This is a genomic window from Kitasatospora sp. NPDC056327 (assembly GCF_042261735.1).
Classification (GTDB): domain Bacteria; phylum Actinomycetota; class Actinomycetes; order Streptomycetales; family Streptomycetaceae; genus Kitasatospora.
Map to the genome: position 1 here is coordinate 1 of NZ_JBHJRC010000078.1, position 14158 is coordinate 14158.

Annotated in this window: 12 protein-coding genes; 5 read left to right on the forward strand and 7 right to left on the reverse strand. The window is 76.3% G+C overall.

Features of this window, described 5'->3' with window-relative positions; all coding sequences use genetic code 11:
• Positions 1 to 79: 79 nt before the first annotated feature.
• Positions 80 to 1354, forward strand: coding sequence for a hypothetical protein (locus tag ACFCX4_RS14175; protein WP_376141985.1), 1275 nt, complete (start codon positions 80 to 82; stop codon positions 1352 to 1354).
• Between the two features lie 136 nt (positions 1355 to 1490).
• Entirely contained in the window at positions 1491 to 3689 is a 2199-nt protein-coding gene (locus tag ACFCX4_RS14180) for a tetratricopeptide repeat protein (RefSeq protein WP_376141988.1), read from the forward strand.
• Positions 3690 to 3705: 16 nt separating this feature from the next.
• Here ACFCX4_RS14180 and ACFCX4_RS14185 read toward each other — a convergent pair whose 3' ends face one another.
• The 4 genes from ACFCX4_RS14185 to ACFCX4_RS14200 form a co-directional block, all read right to left on the reverse strand.
• Positions 3706 to 4260 (reverse strand): helix-turn-helix domain-containing protein, encoded by a 555-nt coding sequence (locus ACFCX4_RS14185; protein ID WP_376141991.1) that lies wholly within the window; start codon positions 4258 to 4260, stop codon positions 3706 to 3708.
• A gap of 370 nt (positions 4261 to 4630) precedes the next feature.
• Positions 4631 to 5749, reverse strand: coding sequence for a serine hydrolase domain-containing protein (locus tag ACFCX4_RS14190; RefSeq protein WP_376141993.1), 1119 nt, complete (start codon positions 5747 to 5749; stop codon positions 4631 to 4633).
• An 81-nt stretch (positions 5750 to 5830) separates the two neighbouring features.
• Positions 5831 to 6373 carry a GNAT family N-acetyltransferase gene (locus ACFCX4_RS14195; RefSeq protein WP_376141995.1) on the reverse strand — a complete coding sequence of 181 codons (543 nt, stop codon included), beginning with the start codon at positions 6371 to 6373 and terminating at the stop codon, positions 5831 to 5833.
• Between the two features lie 24 nt (positions 6374 to 6397).
• Complete coding sequence (locus tag ACFCX4_RS14200) at positions 6398 to 6820, reverse strand: ankyrin repeat domain-containing protein (RefSeq protein ID WP_376141997.1); 423 nt, start codon at positions 6818 to 6820, stop codon at positions 6398 to 6400.
• A 287-nt stretch (positions 6821 to 7107) separates the two neighbouring features.
• Between ACFCX4_RS14200 and ACFCX4_RS14205 the strand changes: the two genes are divergently transcribed.
• The 3 genes from ACFCX4_RS14205 (at position 7108) to ACFCX4_RS14215 (ending at position 9812) form a co-directional block, all read left to right on the forward strand.
• A complete protein-coding gene (locus tag ACFCX4_RS14205; RefSeq protein WP_376142039.1) occupies positions 7108 to 7302 on the forward strand; it encodes a hypothetical protein in 195 nt (64 codons plus the stop codon).
• A gap of 208 nt (positions 7303 to 7510) precedes the next feature.
• Positions 7511 to 9148: a hypothetical protein gene (locus tag ACFCX4_RS14210; RefSeq protein ID WP_376142000.1), complete on the forward strand. Its 1638-nt coding sequence runs from the start codon at positions 7511 to 7513 to the stop codon at positions 9146 to 9148.
• A gap of 289 nt (positions 9149 to 9437) precedes the next feature.
• Positions 9438 to 9812: an RNA polymerase-binding protein RbpA gene (locus ACFCX4_RS14215; protein WP_355365562.1), complete on the forward strand. Its 375-nt coding sequence runs from the start codon at positions 9438 to 9440 to the stop codon at positions 9810 to 9812.
• A 160-nt stretch (positions 9813 to 9972) separates the two neighbouring features.
• On the opposite strand, the gene fxsA is transcribed toward ACFCX4_RS14215, so the two are convergent.
• The 3 genes from fxsA to ACFCX4_RS14230 all read right to left on the reverse strand — a co-directional run bounded on the left by fxsA (position 9973) and on the right by ACFCX4_RS14230 (position 14137).
• The gene (fxsA, locus tag ACFCX4_RS14220) at positions 9973 to 10551 is read right to left on the reverse strand and encodes an FxsA family membrane protein (protein ID WP_376142002.1); all 579 of its coding nucleotides are present in this window, start codon (positions 10549 to 10551) and stop codon (positions 9973 to 9975) included.
• 55 nt (positions 10552 to 10606) lie between these two features.
• Positions 10607 to 12286 (reverse strand): apolipoprotein N-acyltransferase, encoded by a 1680-nt coding sequence (lnt, locus tag ACFCX4_RS14225; protein WP_376142004.1) that lies wholly within the window; start codon positions 12284 to 12286, stop codon positions 10607 to 10609.
• 195 nt (positions 12287 to 12481) lie between these two features.
• A complete protein-coding gene (locus ACFCX4_RS14230; RefSeq protein WP_376142006.1) occupies positions 12482 to 14137 on the reverse strand; it encodes an amidohydrolase in 1656 nt (551 codons plus the stop codon).
• Positions 14138 to 14158: the final 21 nt, after the last annotated feature.

Below are 14158 nucleotides of genomic sequence, written 5' to 3' on the forward strand. Positions count from 1 at the left end.
CCCGGCCACTCCCGGGCGGCCGGCCCTCGGCGCCGCTCCGGCGCCGGTGATCCGTGCCGGCGATCCGCTTGGAGGAGCGATGCCAGACCGGCCTGCCACCGCACCGGCCGGACCGCCGGGAGGCGGCCACGACGCTCCCGGACCGCGCTCCGGGGCGGGCCGGCTGACGTTCCATCCGCTGGTGTTCCAGCCCGAGGGCGACGAGGTGACGGTCGGCCGGCTCGACGAGGGCACCTTCGTCGTCCTGCCCGCCGACGGCGCCGCCCTGCTGCGGCGGCTGGTCGACGGCACCGGCCCCGCCGAGGCGGCCCGCTGGTACGCGGAGAGCTACGGCGAGACCGTCGACATCGAGGACTTCGTCGCCGACCTGGGCGAGCTGGGTTTCCTGCGCGCCCCGGGCGACGCGCCCGCGCCGCCGCCCGCGCCGGTGCGCTGGCAGCGGCTGGGCCGCGCGGTGTTCTCGCCGGCCGGCGCGGTGCTCTACGGGGCGCTGCTGGCGGGCGCGGCGCTGACCCTGGTGCGCTCGCCCGAGCTGGTCCCCAACTACCGGCACCTGTTCTTCACCCCGTACCTGTCGGTGCTGGTGATCGTGATGTTCCTGGCGCAGGCGCCGCTGATCCTCGTGCACGAGGCGGCGCACGCGCTGGCGGGCCGCCGGCTGGGCCTGCCGTCCCGGCTCTCGGTGGGGCGGCGGCTGTACTTCGTGGTCTTCCAGACGGAGCTCGACGGCCTGGTGACGGTGGAGCGGCGGCGCCGGATCCTGCCGATGCTCGCCGGGGTGCTGGCCGACCTGGCCGTGCTGGCGGTGCTGACGCTGGTCGCGGCCGGGACCAGGCACGGCGACGGGGGGCTGTCGGTGGCCGGCGGGGTCGCGCTGGGCCTGGCGTACTCGACGGTGCTGCGGGTGATCTGGCAGGCGCTGTTCTTCCTGCGCACCGACGGCTACTACCTGGTCGCCACGGTGCTGGGCTGCGTGGACCTGCACACCACGGCCAAGCAGTTGCTGGCCGGCCACTGGGCGCGGCTGCGCGGCCGGCCGGCCCCGTACGACCCGGAGCGCTGGCATCCGCGGGACCGTGCGGTGGCCCGCTGGTACGCGGTGCTGATGGCGCTGGGCTACGCGATGGCCCTGGTGACGCTGGCGGTGAACCTGCCGCCGGTGGTGGCCCGGGCGGCCCGGTCGGTGCTGGACCAGCTGTCGGGGGACGCCGGCCACCGCTGGGTCGGGCTGGCCGACAGCGTCGTCTTCCTCTTCCTGACCGTCGGCGAACTCGCCCTCTCCGCCGTGCTGTACCTGCGGGAGCGGCGGGCCCGGCGGGCGGCGGACCCGGCGCCGCGGCCGGCCGCACCGTGACCGCACCGCGGTCCGCCGTCCGGTGACCGCACTCCGGTCCGCCGTCCCGTGGCCCGTCCCCGTCCGTCGCCCCCGTCCGTCGCCCCCCGTCCGTCGTCCCGTCCCGCCGCCCCGTTCCGCCGCCCCTGGAGGTCCGATGTCCACACCGTCCGCCGGATCCGGCCGCCACGTCCTGGTGACCGGGAGTCTGCGCCGCGACCGCGCCGCCGCCCGCGCCGGCCTGGAACTGCCGGAGCCGCTGCTGCCCGGCCTGCCCGCGGTGTCGGCGCACCGCCGGCTCCGCGGCCCCTACACGGCGGCCGGCACGCTGCTGCGCGCCCTGGTGCCCGAGGCGGCGCGGCGGTGGCCGGAGCTGGTGGCCGCGCACGAGGTGGAGCTGTTGACGGTCGCGCCGGAGCTGCGCGAGCGGGTGCCGGCCGCCCGGGAGACGCTGACCTCGCTGGCGGTCCCGCAGGAGCGGACCAGGTTCTACTCGCGCTGGCGGACGCTGCGGATCGCGCACGGTGTGCAGGAGTTCCTGGCGGAGGTGCTGGTACGCCGGGCCGAGGGGCCGCGGTCGCTGGTGGTGGAGGACCTGGACCACGCCGATCCGACGGATCTGGAGTTCCTGTCGGTGCTGCTGCGGCGCACCGATCCGGCGCTGCTGACGGTGGTGGCGGGCGGGAGCGCGGCGCTGCTGGAGCCGTTGCCGGTGGACCGGGCGGTGGAGGCGGGGACGCCGCTCGGCGAGAACCTGCCGGAGGTGCTGGCCGGGTGCTGCGCACTGGTGACGGCGCCCGCGGCCCCGGTGGCCGGGGCCGGCGACGCGGCGGAGGCCGGGGCCGGCGACGGGGTGGGGCCCGCGGGGGCGGCGGCCCGGTTCGTGGCGGGGGACGGCGTCGACGACGACCCGGCCGTGCTGGCCGCGTACCGGGCGCTGCCGGACCGGGAGCGGCGGGAGCTGCACGACCGGCGGGCCGCGGAGCTGGCGGAGCTGGGCGAGCCCACGCTCGACCGGGGTGCGGTGCCGTACCACCTGGAGCACGGCGCCGACCTGGCCGGGGCGGGGCTGCACGCGCTCGCGAAGGCGATGGACACCTGCATGCTGCTGGGTTTCTACCACGCCAGTCTGGAGTTCTGTCACCGCGGCCGCAGGCACCTGGACCCGGCGGCGCACCCGCAGGCGTGGTGGCACTTCACCGGCAAGATGCCGACGTCGCTGTCGGCCCTGGGGCGGGCGGACGAGGCGGAGGCGGTCTGCCAGGAGGTCCGGGTGCACTCCGTCGATCCGACGGCGCATCTGCAGTGCGCCTACGCGACGGCGATGCTCTTCACCCGGCACCGTTCCCCGGACCGCCGTGACCACGAGCGGGCGATGGGCTGGATCAACCAGGCGATCGCCATCGCCTCGCTGCTGCCGGATCCGCGTCAGCGTGCCTTCAACACCGTCTTCCACCACAACGGTCTGGCGCTCATCGAGGCGCACCGGGGCCGCCCGCAGGCGGCGCTGGACCTGGTGACGGCGGGGCTGGCGGAGCTCGACCGGGACCTCGGCGCGGACGAGCACCGGCTGCACCGCTCGGTGCTGCGGCACAACCGTTCCTCGGTGCTGGGCGGGCTGGGGCGGCTGGACGAGGCGCTGGCGGACCTGCGGTCGGTGATCGAGAGCGACCCGAACTACCCGGAGTACCACTTCGACCTGGGCAACCTGCTGCGCCGGCGCGGGGACGAGGAGGGGGCGCTGGCCGCGTACGAGTGCGCGCTGCGGCTGGGTCCGCCGTTCCCGGAGGTGTACTACAACCGGGGGGACGTCCGCTGTGCGCTGGGCGACGTGGACGGGGCGCTGGCGGACTTCGGCTACGTGCTGGTGCTGGATCCGAGCTTCGTCGACGCCCGGGTGAACCGGGCGGGGCTGCTGCTGGACCTGGGGGACGCGGCGGGGGCGGAGCGCGACGCGCTGGCCGGGCTGGCGCTGGCCCCGGACAACCCGCACCTGCTGGCCGTGCTGGGCCGGGTACGTGCGGAGCGGGACGACCTGGGGCCGGCCGTGGAGGCCTTCGACCGGGCGCTGCTGCTGGATCCGGATCTGCCGGCCGCGCTCTGCGGGCGGGCCGGCGCGGCCTTCCGGTCGGGTGATTCGGAGGCCGCGCTGGCCGATCTCCAGCACGCGGTGCGGGTCGCGCCGCAGGATCCGCTGATCCGTTACAACCGCGCCTATCTGCTGTTGCGCACGGACCGGTGGGAGGCGGCGCTGGCGGATCTGGACCTGTGTGCCGAGTTGCTGCCGGACGACGAGGACGTGCTGGCCGCCCGGGCCGAGTGCCTGGCCCGGCGGGCCGCCGCCACGGCGGGCTGAGGCCGGGCCGCGGTCCTCATCCGCGCCAGCGGTCCACGGCGACGCGGGTGCGGGTGAGGACGGCGACGGCGAGCCGGGCGGCGGCGTCGAGGACCGAGTCGGGCGGGGCCGGGGTGCCGGGCCGGGCCGGAGCGGCGGCGGGGCGGACGGCGGCCGGGGCCGGGGGGTCCTGCGCGGGGGCCGGGGACCGGTCCGGGGCGGGCCGCTCGGTCAGCCGGCGGGCCCGGTCGGCGAGGGCCCGCCGGCGCAGGGCGAGCAGGGAGCCCGGTGGCAGTCCGAAGCACTCCTCGTAGGAGCCGGTCAGGGTTTCGGAGGGGATGCGGCGGCCGGCCTCGATGTCGGAGAAGACGCTGTGCGCGCTGTAGCCCAGTCTCTGGGCGAGGGCCCGCATGGACAGGCCCCGTTCGAGTCTGAGCCGTCGCAGCGCCGTTCCGAGGTCGGGTCCGGCCCATTCCTGGGGCGGCGCCCCCGTTTCCGCTCCGGGGGCCTTGCCGGGAGCTCCCGGTAATACCGTCCGGCCGTCACCGGTGAAGTTCCGGTGCGGACCGCCGATGGAGTTCTGGACTGCCATGGAATCACCACGTTCCTGAAATCGCTCGCACGCCCTGAAAACAACCACGGTCGCCGCCACCCGGGGCGCTCGTCGCCCGGCGGCATGGCGCTGACCTCGGACTGTTCCCGTCCGAGGTGAGGCGGCCGCCGTCCCCCCGACGGCCGCCGGCGATTCAACCCCCAGAAATCCGGGGGGTCCCGGCCCCGTTCCCGACACGCCTCCCCCGGGCGCCGGAAATTCCGGTGACAGCTTTGCGTAATAGTCCCGCAACAGGGATCAGCATGCCGCCCGGCAGCGCCCTCGTCAATGGCGAGAAGCGCTGTCCGAATGGCTGACGGAATTCCCGCTGGACGCTTTTCGTCCCAGGCACCCCGAGGATCGCAGCGTCCTACCCGAAGACGGCCCGGCGGAAGGCGTTGCGCAGGTTGGTGAGCGGCCGGAAGTCCCGGTCGTAGTGGACCTTGTTGGTGAGCAGCAGCGCCCAGCGGCCGCGGCGGCGGGAGATCCAGACGCCGGTCCCGGTGAAGCCGTAGTGGACGAAGGTGCCCTCGGCCGGGTCGGTGCCGGCGGCGCAGAGCCAGGAGAGGCCGCGGGCGGGGGCGAGTCCGCCGGTGTGCACCCGCAGCGACTCGGTGATCCACGGCTCGCCCCAGGGCAGGGCGGCCGTGGCGGGCGGGGCGAGCAGTGCGGTGAGGAAGCGTTCGAGGTCGTGGGCGGTGGAGAAGGCGCCGGCGTTGCCGGAGACGCCGCCGAGGAGACGGGCCGAGGGGTCGTGGACGGTCCCGCACAGGAACTCGCCGCCGTCGGCACCGGCGGTGACGGTTCCGGCGGGAGCGGCCTCGGTGGGAGCGGTCTCGGTGGGAGCGGTGCGGCCGGCACGGGGCGTTCCGTGGAGCGGGCCGTAGCGGGTGTCGGTCATGCCGAGCGGCTGCCAGGTCTGCCGGGCGGCGAGTTCGTCGAGCGGCGCGCCGGCGAGGTCCTCGACCAGGTGGCCGAGCAGGACGGCGGCCCGGTCGGTGTACTCGACGGCGACCCCGGGCGGGCGGTGCAGCGGGGCGCCGAGCACGCCGGCCCGGATCGCGGCCGGGTCGCTTCCGTAGAGTTCGGCGAACCGGGTGCGCAGCGGCATTCCGGCTGTGTGGGTGAGGAGTTGACGGACCGTCACCTGTCCGGCGGGGTGTCCGGCGGCGGCCGGCCAGTGCTCGCGCAGGGGCCGGTCGAGTGGGAGGCGGCCGGACTGCCGGAGGGCTCCGGCGCAGGGCCACAGGGCGATGATCTTGGTGAGGCTGGCCAGGTCGAAGACGGTGTCGTGGTCCATCTCCCGGCCGGCGTGGGCGCCCCGGCCGAGCACTCCGGCACGGCCGCGCTCCCGGACACCGTGCGCGTCGCCGACGGACCAGACGCCGCCGGTGCCGGCGCGGCGCAGCCCGGTGCGCACCAGTGGCGCCAGCGGCCCGTCGGGGCCGGAGGGGCCGGCCGGCCGGGCGGGTCGCACCGTCGCGCTCATCCGTGTCTCTCCCCCGCGCCCGTCCGTCCCCGCCCGGGGGCCCGGCGGGCCCCCGGGGAGGCTACCCGGCGCGGGGGCGGGTCAGACGGCGGGCGCGCCGTCGAACTCCTTGCCCAGACAGATGCTCTGCTCGTGCTCGCGGTAGAGGCCGAACTTCTCGATCGCGGCGTAGCCCTCGGAGGCGTACAGCGCGACGGCCTCGGGCTGTTCGGTGCCGGTCTCCAGGATGAAGCGGGTGCGTCCGGCGTCGGCGGCGGTCCGCTCCAGGCGGCGCAGCACGAGCCGGGCGAGGCCGCGGCCGCGGGCCTGCGGGCGGACGAACATCCGCTTGAGTTCGGCGTCGGTGTCGCGGATGCCGAAGGGGGCGGCCCGCTTGGCGCGCCAGCCGCCGCAGGCGACGGGTTCGCCGTCGAGGTAGGCGATCAGGAAGAGACCGGCCGGCGGTTCGAAGTGGTCGGGATGCAGTTCGGTGAGGTCGCCCTCGCCGTAGCGGCGGACGTACTCCTCCTGGACCTCCGCGGTGAGGAGCCGGGCGTCGGGGTGACCGAAGCCGGTGACGCGGATCTCGATGCCGTCGCCCTTGGTGTCGTGCACGAAGGTTCCGCCGGTGGTGGTGCTCTCCATGGTGGTCAAGCCTACGGCCCGGGGTCAGCCGGCCGCCGGGCGGGCCTCCAGGCGGGCGACCAGGGCGTCCTTGCCGAACATCCGGGCGGTGTCGACGGCGGACGGGGTGCCGGCGGCGGGGTCGGCGCCGGCGGCGAGCAGGGCGTCGAGGACGTCGTCGTTGCCCTTGAAGACGGCGCCGGCGAGGGGGGTCTGGCCGCGGTCGTTGGCCCGGTCGGGGTCGGCGCCGCGGTCCAGGAGGGCGGTGACGGCGGCGGCGTGGCCGTGGTAGGCGGCGAGCATCACGAGGGTGTCGCCGCGGTCGTTGGTGAGGTCGGCGGGGGCGCCGGCGTCGACGTAGGCGGCGAGGGTCGCGGCGTCGCCGGTGCGGGCGGCGTCGAAGAGCCGGCCGGCCAGGGCGATCACGTCGGCGTCGGGGGCGTCGGGGGTCGCGGGGGTGTCGGTCATGTCGGGGCCCTTCTCCGGGGACGGGTGCCGTGCGGGGTCCGTCCGGTGGTGTCGGCGGTCGCGCCGGTCGCACGGTAGCGCACGACACGGGGGCGGGAGGGGCGTGCGGCCGTCCGGGCGAACTTCGCGCGGCGGGTTCCGCGCGGGCCCGCGCGCGGGGCGTCCTCGGGGCGGGGATCGGGACGCTGATCGAAAACCACCCATTTGCCCCGTTCCATCATCTATTACCTTTTGTCACGATTGTGGCACTTTCCGTGACACTGTCCCCCCTCCCCGAGGAGCAGCACGTGATCCTCTCGATCTCCGGCATCGTCCTGTTCGGCACCATCGCGTTCCTGTTCTTCCGCAGGGACGGACTCAAGATCTCCCATGCCGTCGTCTGCGCCCTGTTCGGCTTCTACATCGCCGGCTCCTCGATCGCGCCGAGCATCACCGCGGGCGGCGCGAGCCTCGCCAGCCTCCTCGGCGGCCTCAAGTTCTGACGCCGCCGGCCTCCCCGCCGTACGGGCCCGGGCGCGGATCCCACCGCCCCCGGGCCCGGCCCTTGCGGCGGGCCGGCCGGCCGCGGGCCCGTCCCGGCGGCGCGCCCCTGCGCCGCGGCCCCGCCACCACCCGCCGCCACCCGCCGCCGTACGCCGCACCCGTCCCGACCGCCCCACCCGACCGTCCCACTCGCCCGGGGAGCCAGGAATGCCCTTCGACCGTCACCAGTTCCGCCTCGGCCGGGGGCGGGAGCTCGCCCGTACGGCGGGCGACCACGCCTCCGACATGTTCGCCCCGCTCACCGTCCTCGGCCGCGGCCTGCGCCACCACGCCGACTGGGCCCGGGGCCGCTGGCAGGCCACCCCGAAGGACCGGCGCGGGCCGACGCTCTTCCTGGCGGCCGCGATGCTGCTGGGGATCTACCTGCTGCCGCACGGCCTGCTGTTCGCGCTGGTCGCCCTGATGGCCAGCGCCGCCTGGTCCGGCCGGGCACCGAAGGCGCCGCCCGCCCCGCCGGAGCCGGACGTCGCCGACGTCAAGCTCACCGCCCTGTACGCCGCGCTCACCCCGTACCTGGGCGGGCCGGACGGGCTCGACCCGCTCTACCACCACGAGGGCGGCTACCAGGGCGTCTTCTCCGGGTGGGAGTTCGACGGCGGGGGCCGCCTCGCCCGGCTGGAGATCGCCTATCCGGCGTACTTCACCGACACCGAGCCGGCCGCCCGCGCCCGGATCGAGCAGGTCGTGCAGGGCAAGGCCGGCCGGGCCCGGGAGTACCGCTTCGACTGGGACGAGGAGTCCAACAGGCTGCGGATCACCGCCCTGGCGCCGCTGCCCGCGGACATCGTCGCGCAGCGCTTCGTGGCCGCCCCCGGCGAGATCGTGCTCGGCTTCACCGACGAGGACGGCAGCGCCCGCACCATCCCGGTGCACCGGGGCGGCGGGGTCTCCCAGCAGCCGCCGGTGGTCTGGCGCACCGGCCCGCGCTCGGCCGAGCCGCACCTGCTGGCACTGGGCGTGAACGGCTACGGCGCCTCCGGCCTGATCCGGTCGGTCGCGCTCCAGGCCCTGCCGTTCGGCGACCTGGTGGTGATCGACGGCGCCGGCACCGGTGAGCACGCCTGCCTGGTGAACCGGCCGGGCGTGCACACCGTGGAGACCAGCCTGCACGGCGCGCTGGCCGCGCTGCAGTGGGCGGCCGACGAGACGGCGCGCCGGCTCGCCGTGCTGAACGCGGCCCGGCACGCCGGCACCGCCCCGCCGGAGGACGTCACCCGGCCGCTGTGGCTGCTGCTCGACCACCCGACCGAGCTCGGCGAACTCGCCCGTGCCGAGGGCCGGCCGGATCCGCAGGACCTGCTGGAGCTGCCGCTGCGGCACGGCCGGGCCGCCCGGGTGACCGTGGTGGTCGCGGACGACATCGAGGCCCTGGGCCGGATCCCGGCGAGCGTGCGGGCCACCGCCCGGGCCCGGGTGGTGCTCGGTCCGGCCGGTCCTGAGGAGACCCGGGCCGCGCTCGGCGTGCCGCTGGACATCGTGCCCGCCGCGCAGGCCCCGGCCGGCCGCGGCTACGCCCGGATCGGCGCGGGTGCCCCGGTGCGCCTCCAGGTCCCGGTCACCGTCGACCCGCTGGACGAGGACGCCCCCGCCGCGCTGCGGGACGCGGTGATCGCGCTGCTGCCGCACCACGACACCCGTACCGGGGCGCCGGCCGCGGACCGGTCCGCGGCACCCCCCTGCCCGGACGGCCCGCCGGCCGTCCCGGTGGAGCCCGGCCCCGGGCCGCGCGCCGGGGTGGACCTCGCGAAGGGCCAGGCCGCGCTGGGCTTCCGCCCGCTCGCCTGACCGGCGGGCCGGCATCCGAACGGGAGGGGCGGCGCGGTCCGCCCGGGACCGTCCCGGTACGCTCCTCCGAGGAAAGGCCGACCGATCACCAGATGTGAAATAGGTGACACCTGGGGTGATATCACCGGCCAGATGTGACAAATCGGGCGCCGGTGGGTACAAACAGGGGCGGCACGACAGACGACGCATGTCCCGGGACGGGAATCTTCGTCGGAGGCCGAGCGTTGACCGAACGACGAAGAACAGCGACCACTAGTCCTGTGGGCCATAAGCCCGGGAGGCACGATTCATGAGCGAGCGAGCTCTCCGCGGCACGCGACTCGGGGCCACTAGCTACGAGACCGACCGCGGTATTGATCTGGCTCCCCGCCAGACCGTCGAGTACGCATGTCAGAACGGGCACCGATTCGAGGTTCCCTTCTCGGTCGAGGCCGAGATCCCCGCGACCTGGGAATGCCGCTTCTGCGGCCAGGAGGCGGCGCTTCTCGACGGCGACGAGCCGGAGGAGAAGAAGGTGAAGCCGACGCGCACCCATTGGGACATGCTGATGGAGCGCCGGACGCGCGAGGAGCTGGAGGAGGTGCTGGCCGAGCGGCTGGCCGTGCTCCGCTCCGGTGGGATGAACCTCGCGGTGCACCCGCGGGACACCCGCAAGAGCGCCTGACCACGCTCCCGCCGACGGGCGGGAGCACGCGAAAAGGGACCCTGGCCACCAGGGTCCCTTTCGCGTGCCCGTGCACCGGTACCCGCGAACCGGTACCCGCGCTCCGCGGGCGTGCGGGCGCCGCCGGACCCGGCGGGGCTCCGGCGGCGGCCGCGGGCGGTCAGCCGTTGATCGGCGGGCGGTGGGCGGTGTCCGGACCCTGCGGGCCGGCCGGCGCGTCGCCCGGCTCGACCACCTCGCCCTGGATCACCTTGCCGTCCGGGCGGTGGATGCGCAGCTGCTCCTGCAGCCGCACCGCGTCCGCGAACGGGGCGGTGCCGGCCGCGCCGGTGGAGCGCAGCGCCCTGTCGGCGAACCGGCGCCCGGCGGCCCGCCAGAGCGCGCGGGTGGGCGGCAGGAGCAGGGTCAGTGCCAGGGCGTCCGAGAGGAAGCCGGGCAGGATCAGCAGCAGGCCGGCGAGCACGGTCAGGCTGGTGCCGGTCTGCGGCTGGGCGGACTGCGGATCCCTGGTCTGTTCGAGGGCCGCCGACAGGGCGCGCCGTCCGGCCCGCTTGATCAGCCAGCCGCCGGTCATCGCGCCGGCGATCAGCAGCAGCACCACGGTCAGGCCGCCCAGCCACGAGCCCACCCGGACCAGCAGCCAGATCTCCAGGACCAGCCAGGCGGTCAGCAGCAGCGGCAGCAAGCGCCGCAGCTTCGAGCGCGGCGCCGGACGGGCGGGGGTAGCTTGCTGGGTCACGGTACGAATCCACTCCAGGCGGTGCTCTGCGCGCCGCACGGGAGGTCCGGGCCGGCTACGGCACCACCTGGTCCAACGGCCGGTGGGCGGTCTGTGTTCCGCGCCTGCGGGCGAGCAGCACGCCGGCCGCGCAGGCCAGCAGGCCGCCGACGGCGAGGGTCCACTCGGGCACGGCGCCGACCCGGGCGGCGACGGTGGTGCCGTCGCGCAGCGGGACGGTCGCGGACAGTTCGGCCGCGGTCAGTTCCTCGGTGCGCTGGACCACGCTGCCGTCCGGGGCGATCACCGCGCTGATGCCGCTGGTGGCGGCGATCAGCACCGCGCGGCCGTGCTCGACGGCGCGCAGCCTGCTCATCGCGAGCTGCTGCTCGGGCTGGCCGGTCCTGGCGTAGGTGGCGTTGTTGGTCTGCACGACGAGGATCCGGGCGCCCTGGTCGACGGTGTCGCGGACGATCTCGTCGTAGGCGACCTCGAAGCAGATGACGTCGCCGATCCGGGCGGGGCCGAGCTGCATGACGCCGTTGTGGTCGCCGGGGTAGAAGTCCCGGGCGACCCGCTGGAGGCGGGTGATGACCTTGGACAGCTGGTCGCGGAAGGGCACGTACTCGCCGAACGGCACCGGGTGCTGCTTGGTGTAGGAGGCGCCGGGGCCGGTCTTCGGGTCCCAGACGATGCCCTCGTTCTGCACGTGCTGCTCGTCGGGGCCGTCGACCAGGGTGCCGACCAGGGTGGGCACCCCGATCGCGCGCACGGCCTCGTCGATCCGGGCGTAGGCCTGGGGGTCGCTGAACGGGTCGAGGTCGGAGGAGTTCTCCGGCCAGATCACGATGTCGGGCTTCTCGGCCCGGCCGGCCTCGACGTCGGCGGCGAGCTTCTCGGTGGCGGCGGCGTGGTTGTTGAGGACCATCATCGGGCGGCCGAGGAAGTCCATGCCGGGGTTGGGCACGTTGCCCTGGATGACGGCGACCTTGACGGTGTCGGCCGCCGCGGTGGGCACCGGCACCAGGTAGCCGGCGAGCAGGGCGGCGAGGGCACCGGCGGCGGCCGCGGCGGCGGGCAGCGGGCGGCGGGCGGTGCTCCGGCCGGCGGCGGTGACGGTGGTGGCGGTGCGGCCGGTGGCGGTGCGGCCGGTGGCGGTCAGGACGGCCAGGGCCAGCAGGGTGCCGGAGAGTGCGACCGCGAAGGTGACCAGCGGGGCGCCGCCGAGCGCGGCCAGCGGGGTGTAGGGGGTCGCGGTGTTGGCGAAGGCGAGCCGGCCCCAGGGGAAGCCGCCCAGCGGCAGCCGGTCGCGGGCCCACTCCTGGGTGATCCACAGGCAGGCGCCCCAGAGCGGCCAGGCGGGCAGCCGGGAGGTGACGGCGAGGGCCGCGCCGAGGGCGGCCAGGAACAGCGCCTCGACGACCGAGAGGCCGACGGTGGCGTCCCAGCCGATCACCCGCAGCCAGCTGAGCAGCGTCAGGAAGAACGGCAGGCCGAAGGCGAAGCCGGTCCAGGCGCCCTGGCGGGCGGTGCGGCCCCGGGTGAGCAGGGAGAGCGCGGCGACGCCGAGCAGCGACAGCGGCCACAGGTCGAACGGCGGGAAGGCCAGGGCGAGCAGCAGCCCGGCGAGCGCGGCCAGGCCGGTGCGGGGCAGGCCGGCCCGGATCCTGGCGAGGGCGCGGGCGCCGCGGCCCGGGCCCGGTGCCTCGTCGGGGGTCTCGGGTGCGGTTCCGGACCGCTCCTGGGTGACGGGCATGGCCACCGTCGCACCATCTCTCTCGCCGCCGGCCCCGCGGGGGTTCGGGGACGGCTGTTCGGACGCTGTCCGAAGAAGGTACCCCGTCCGGACACCCCGCCGTGAGGTGAGGGTCGTTCTGCCGTCGCCCGGTGTGCGCCGGGGGCTCCCGGCGGGGCTCCGGCGGAGCCCCGGCGGGAGCGGCCGGGCCGGTCCTCAGGGGGCGGCGCGGTACACGGTGCGCCCGCGGACGACGGTGCGCAGGCAGACGGGCAGCGGGACGCCGGGGGTGAGGTCGGGCAGGCCCGGGGTGCCGGAGCGCGGGTCGGTGGACCAGCCGGCCACCCGGCCGTCGGGGGCCTGGACGACCAGGTCGCCGGCGGCCCAGACCGCGTAGCTGGCGACCGCGCCGGGGACGAGCACGCCGTCCTGGTCGCGGCCGACGGCGCGCCAGCCGCCCCGGGTGTGGGCGGTGAAGGCGGCCCGGACGGAGATCCGGTGCCGGGCCGTTTGGTGGAAGGCGGCGGCGCGGACGGTTCCCCAGGGGTCGAGCGGGGTGACCGGGGCGTCCGAGCCGAAGGCCAGCGGGACGCCGGCGCGCACCAGGGCGGCGAACGGGTTGAGGGCCTCGGCGCGGCCGGCGCCCAGGCGCTGGACGTACATGCCGTCGGGGCCGCCCCAGGCGGCGTCGAAGGCGGGCTGCACGGAGGCGGTCAGGCCCAGTTCGGCGAAGGCGGCGACGGCCTTGTCGTCCAGTGCCTCGGCGTGTTCGACGCGGTGGCGCAGGGCGCGGACCCGGTCGGCGCCGACCCGGTCGCCGGCCGCGCGGACGCCTTCGAGGACGGCGTCGAGGGCGGCGTCGCCGATGGCGTGGAAACCGGCCTGGAGGCCGGCCTCGGTGCAGTCGGCGACGTGGTCGGCGACCTGGGCGGCGCTCAGGTAGGCGGTGCCGGTGTGGTCGGCGTCGGCGTAGTCGCCGTGCAGGCGGGCGGTGTGCGAGCCGAGGGCGCCGTCCACGAAGAGGTCGCCGCCGGCACCGACCGCGCCGAGCCGGCGGGCGGTCCCGACGCCGCCGAGGGTGCTGAGTTCGCCCCAGTAGCCGAAGACCTCGGGGCCGTCCCCCTCGGCGGCGAGTTCGAGCAGGGCGGTGAGGTCCTCCTCGGAGGAGATCTCGGGGCCGGCGCACTCGTGGAGGGCGCCGATGCCGAGTTCGGCGGCGCGGGCGAGGGTGGCGCGCTGGGCGCGGCGGCGCTGTCCGGGGGTGAGGCGGGCGAGCGCGGTGCGGCGCACGGCGTGGTGGGCGTCGCGGGTGAGCGGGCCGTCGGGGTGGTGGCCGGGCCGGGCGGCGAGGCCGTCGGTGAGCTCGCGCAGCGCGGTGGTGGCGAGCGCGGAGTGCACGTCGGTGCGGGAGAGGTAGAGGGCGGCGCCGCCGGCGGCCGCGTCGAGTTCGGCGAGGGTGGGCGGACGGCCCTCAGGCCAGGCGGTCTCGTCCCAGCCGTGGCCGAGGAGGACGCCGCCGTCGTGCCGTCCGGCGGCGGCGAAGGCGCTGACGGCGGCCAGCGCGGCGGCGAGGGTGGGGGTGCCGGTGAGGTCGAGGCCGGTGAGGGCGAGGCCGGCGGAGGTGGCGTGCACGTGGGCGTCGACGAATGCGGGGGTGACCAGGGCGCCGTCCAGTTCGACGATCTCGTCGGCGGTGCGCGCGTACGCCTCGGCGGCGCCGTCGCTGCCGACCCAGGCGACGTGGCCGCCCTCGACGAGCATGGCGGTGGCGAAGGGGTCGGCGGGGCTGTAGACGGCGCCGCCGCGCAGCAGGACGGTTCGTGGGCCCTTCCGGTCCGTGGCCGGGCCGGGAGGGAGGGTGCTTTCGGTCATGCGGCCCAGTCTGCACCCACG

Excerpts from the sequence above, each read along its gene's own strand:
- ACFCX4_RS14175 (WP_376141985.1), top strand. The coding sequence starts at position 80 with ATGCCAGACCGGCCTGCCACCGCACCGGCCGGACCGCCGGGAGGCGGC.
- ACFCX4_RS14180 (WP_376141988.1), top strand. The coding sequence starts at position 1,491 with ATGTCCACACCGTCCGCCGGATCCGGCCGCCACGTCCTGGTGACCGGG.
- ACFCX4_RS14185 (WP_376141991.1), bottom strand. The coding sequence starts at position 4,260 with ATGGCAGTCCAGAACTCCATCGGCGGTCCGCACCGGAACTTCACCGGT.
- ACFCX4_RS14190 (WP_376141993.1), bottom strand. The coding sequence starts at position 5,749 with ATGAGCGCGACGGTGCGACCCGCCCGGCCGGCCGGCCCCTCCGGCCCC.
- ACFCX4_RS14195 (WP_376141995.1), bottom strand. The coding sequence starts at position 6,373 with ATGGAGAGCACCACCACCGGCGGAACCTTCGTGCACGACACCAAGGGC.
- ACFCX4_RS14200 (WP_376141997.1), bottom strand. The coding sequence starts at position 6,820 with ATGACCGACACCCCCGCGACCCCCGACGCCCCCGACGCCGACGTGATC.
- ACFCX4_RS14210 (WP_376142000.1), top strand. The coding sequence starts at position 7,511 with ATGCCCTTCGACCGTCACCAGTTCCGCCTCGGCCGGGGGCGGGAGCTC.
- ACFCX4_RS14215 (WP_355365562.1), top strand. The coding sequence starts at position 9,438 with ATGAGCGAGCGAGCTCTCCGCGGCACGCGACTCGGGGCCACTAGCTAC.
- lnt (WP_376142004.1), bottom strand. The coding sequence starts at position 12,286 with ATGCCCGTCACCCAGGAGCGGTCCGGAACCGCACCCGAGACCCCCGAC.
- ACFCX4_RS14230 (WP_376142006.1), bottom strand. The coding sequence starts at position 14,137 with ATGACCGAAAGCACCCTCCCTCCCGGCCCGGCCACGGACCGGAAGGGC.